This is a genomic window from Acinetobacter sp. SwsAc2 (genome assembly GCF_013391465.1).
Taxonomy (GTDB): domain Bacteria; phylum Pseudomonadota; class Gammaproteobacteria; order Pseudomonadales; family Moraxellaceae; genus Acinetobacter; species Acinetobacter johnsonii.
This window is the reverse complement of sequence record NZ_JACBEZ010000069.1, coordinates 1-3,719: the sequence shown is the minus strand read 5'-3', so window position 1 is coordinate 3,719 and position 3,719 is coordinate 1. Positions and strand designations below refer to the sequence as shown.

Below are 3,719 nucleotides of genomic sequence, written 5' to 3'. Positions count from 1 at the left end.
ATTTCTATCATTTAATCTTAATTCTATTAGATTAATGATAATACTATCATTTAATTATTGCATTAAGTCTAATGATAGATATTGTATGCGATTTGGCTCGCTATCATTCAGGTATAGTCTTTTGATAAAAAAAGCATGACTAAAAGCCATGCCTTGGGAATTCGTATAACGTGTATTATGTTAATTTTAGATAAACTATAGAATCCATTAGTTTTTAAACCAATAAATTAAATATTTTATGGAACTCCAGAATATTTATTCAGGCGATACTTAAGCAATAAGGGTAGGGTGATTACATAAAGTATTGCAGCTAATGCCCATACCATTCCAGGAGCTGATGCCTGAGTCATAAAATAGAGGCTAGTAACTAATACAGGACCAATTATAGCCCCCAGACTATTAAAACTGCTTAATAGCCCTTGTAATTCACCTTGTCTTTCATCACTAATACCTCTGGACATCATTGCTTGCAAAGCAGGAACGGCTACTCCACCAAGGGCAAACAATGGTAACAACGCAAAAGGCACCCATTCTTCAACAGCAATAGATAAAAGAAGTAAACCAATTGCATCGCAAGCTATTCCACATAACAACGTATTTTTCTCTCCAAACCTCTTTACCATAGGGGCGATAGCAAAAGCCTGTGCAATAGAATGGCATATTCCATAACTAGCAAGGGAAACACCTGCAATAAATATACTCCAGCCATAACGATCCTGCCCATAGATAACCCATAAAGTTGCGGGGACTTGTGAAACCAATGTGATAATTAAAAAGATACCAAGCAATCGAGCCATATTAGGTTGAGTGATCAAATAGGATAATTTCTTTAATATTGATTGCTCCTGAACCTTCTCAGTCATTTTATTGCTGTGTTTTGATTCTTTTAATAAGACTGCTGTCATTATTAAATTAATCCCATTCATAAAAGCAGCAGCAAAGAACGGTGCATGTAAGTTCCATTCACCCAAAACTCCACCTATTACCGGACCCGCTATAAACCCAATACCAAAGACAGCTCCAAGGAGACCAAACCTTTTTGCACGCTCATGGGCTGGAGTAATATCTGAAACATAAGCTGTTGCAACAGCCATGTTGGCACCTGTAATTCCCGCAAAAATACGACCAATATATAGCCACAATAGAGAAGGAGCAGCAGCCATTAGGAGATAATCAGCCGTTGCACCAGCAATTGAAATAATTAATACAGGTCGACGTCCAAATCGGTCACTCAACGCTCCAAGGATAGGTGCAAAAATGAACTGCATCAGAGCATACACAGCTAATAAAGCACCATAGTGAACACCGCCTGCTTCAGCTCCAGCCAATGACCGTAATAATTCAGGCAAGATCGGCATAATTAAACCAATCCCAACAGCATCCAGAAATATAGTGATTAAAATCACGCTCAATGATTTCTTCACAAATGCCTTCTCTAGCAATGATAGAATTAATATTCTCTCACACACTCCCTATCAGTGATAGATTTATGAGTAAAAAAGATATTGCACCTCAACGTCTGACACGTGAAATAGTCCTGCGTACCGCATTGGATATGTTGAATGAAGAAGGCATAGATTCAATAACCACACGCAAGCTAGCTCAACGATTGGGTATTAAATCTCCAACTCTATATTGGCATTTCAAGAATAAATCCTTGTTAATGGAAGCAATGGCGGAAACCATTATAAATGAACACCATTTAGTTTCTTTACCCATCGATGGGATGACATGGCAAGATTGGTTGCTCGCTAATTCTGTAAGCTTTCGTCGAGCACTACTAGCTTACCGTGATGGTGCTCGTCTACATGCAAGAACTAGCCCCAGTCAAGGACATTTCAACACGATTGAGGCCCAAGTTGCGCTGTTATCTCATGCTGGGTTTTCTCCTGTTGAAGCAGTTGCATTACTTATGACATTAGGAAGGTTTATTGTTGGGTGGGTCCTTGAGGAGCAGCAAGAAGAAATAAGATCAGACCCACCATTCGAAGCCGATCCAACTATATATCCACTCATGCTCCAAGGAGTGAATACCTTACAAAATATGAATGCGGATGACATTTTTGAAAATGGGATTCGTATGGTGATTATCGGTGCTGAAAGACAACTTGATATTAAAATGCAAACTTAACTCTATACTGCTTTAAGCAACTGTTCTATTTAGTAATAAAGCTTTTATCCTTAATTATTTAACATAATAGAGCTTATACGAAACGTACTCATAAATAGTTTTATATTTCAAAAAGTTATGCTATAAAAAATTGGGACGCAAAACCTAAAAAGCCGACTTGGAAACAAGTCGGCTTTTTTATGAACGGATTTGATACTTCTTGCCAATGTTTTTGATGATTTTTTAATCAAAATGAAACTTTAGTGTGCATTATCAATCCATAGAGAGCTTAAATCATCCCCAATTTCTGCGGACAACTCTTGGGATAAAAATAGGCCAACTTTGTAAGCTAAAACTTACATAGATTTAAGGATTTTGCGGATTGGTAATTCAAGGCATTAATCCTATGATGGCTATACAGGGAACAGGATGTTTCCAAAAAAACAAGAATAAGAAAGTAGCGCAAGGAATGGGCAGCACGAGATCAGCAAGACGAGCAACCCAATCTAAAAAAGCCCGACAGGATGTCGGGCTTTTTTATGTCTTGAATCTGGATTTCGTAGATGAGATTTTATGTTAAATGCATGACCAAAAAGCCCAATTTATGGGCCTTTCGTATAAGGTGTATTATGTTAATTTTAGAGAAATTTAAAGCCCAACATAATTAATTAGGATTTAAGTATGTATTCAATTTCATGGACATTAATAGTCATTTCTTTTTCAGCTTTGCTTTTGATCATTTCTAAACGAGATTTCAGACATAAGAAGATGATTCAATATTTTGGTGTATTTGCGATCTTTTTTATACCTACTTTAGCAATTTTAGGTTATTTTGATTAAGCCTTTTTACATAATGGCTGTTATGTGAATTTTTTAAAAACACATTAAAATATTGATTTAAATTGTTTTTTTCAGATTTCTTATAAGGCATATTATATTAATTTTAGTAGCTCTTAAAAGGCTTCTCTTTGATAAAATCAATTTACTAAAACTAATTTGTTATTATTTATGAAACCAGTCCTGTTAATAATTGATGTTCAATCAACTTTTAATCCTCCTAACTGGTTAATACAAAAATTAGAAAAATTGCTGCCTTCGGTTCATTCAATCGCGACTATAGAACTACATGATGAATCAATAGTTCCCTTCAAAAGCCAGCTAAATTGGGCTCCATCGGAATTTGATGAATGTCCACTAAAAGTAGAGAAAGTATTTATTAAGTATGGATATTCTCCAACAGATGACTTGATTCAGTATTTGAAAGGTTTAGATACTCAACAAGTTTATGTATGTGGTATCCAAACGGATACGTGTGTTCTTGCTGCTGGTTTTAGATTATTTGATGCTGGTCTTTTCCCCTGCTTAGTTACAGATTTAACTGTAGGTTCTTCTTTAGATCGAAGTGGAAATTTAGGAATTCAACTTTGGAAACATCATTTTAGATCAATTACTACATCTGAAAATTTATCTTCTAATACGATGATTTAACATAATGGCTGTTATACGAAATTGACAATATGTACAGTATTCTGTACATTTAGGATTGTAAAGTTTCAATCACTACCGCCTAGGTAGTCTAGCTAGCAGCGTTTTGACGCAGCTTACCCTA

Annotated in this window: 3 protein-coding genes; 2 read left to right on the top strand and 1 reads right to left on the bottom strand. The window is 35.7% G+C overall.

What is annotated here, in order from left to right; all coding sequences use genetic code 11:
• Nucleotides 1-236 precede the first annotated feature (236 nt).
• Nucleotides 237-1,424 carry a tetracycline efflux MFS transporter Tet(39) gene (gene tet(39), locus HYI04_RS16620; protein WP_178896414.1) on the bottom strand — a complete coding sequence of 396 codons (1,188 nt, stop codon included), beginning with the start codon at nt 1,422-1,424 and terminating at the stop codon, nt 237-239.
• A gap of 65 nt (nt 1,425-1,489) precedes the next feature.
• Here tet(39) and HYI04_RS16615 point away from each other — a divergent pair, with 65 nt between their 5' ends.
• Together HYI04_RS16615 and HYI04_RS16610 are read left to right on the top strand one after the other, a co-directional pair.
• Complete coding sequence (locus tag HYI04_RS16615; protein WP_004787586.1) at nt 1,490-2,131, top strand: TetR/AcrR family transcriptional regulator C-terminal domain-containing protein; 642 nt, start codon at nt 1,490-1,492, stop codon at nt 2,129-2,131.
• A 987-nt stretch (nt 2,132-3,118) separates the two neighbouring features.
• Entirely contained in the window at nt 3,119-3,598 is a 480-nt protein-coding gene (locus tag HYI04_RS16610) for an isochorismatase family protein (RefSeq protein WP_065995571.1), read from the top strand.
• The last annotated feature ends 121 nt before the right edge of the window (nt 3,599-3,719 follow it).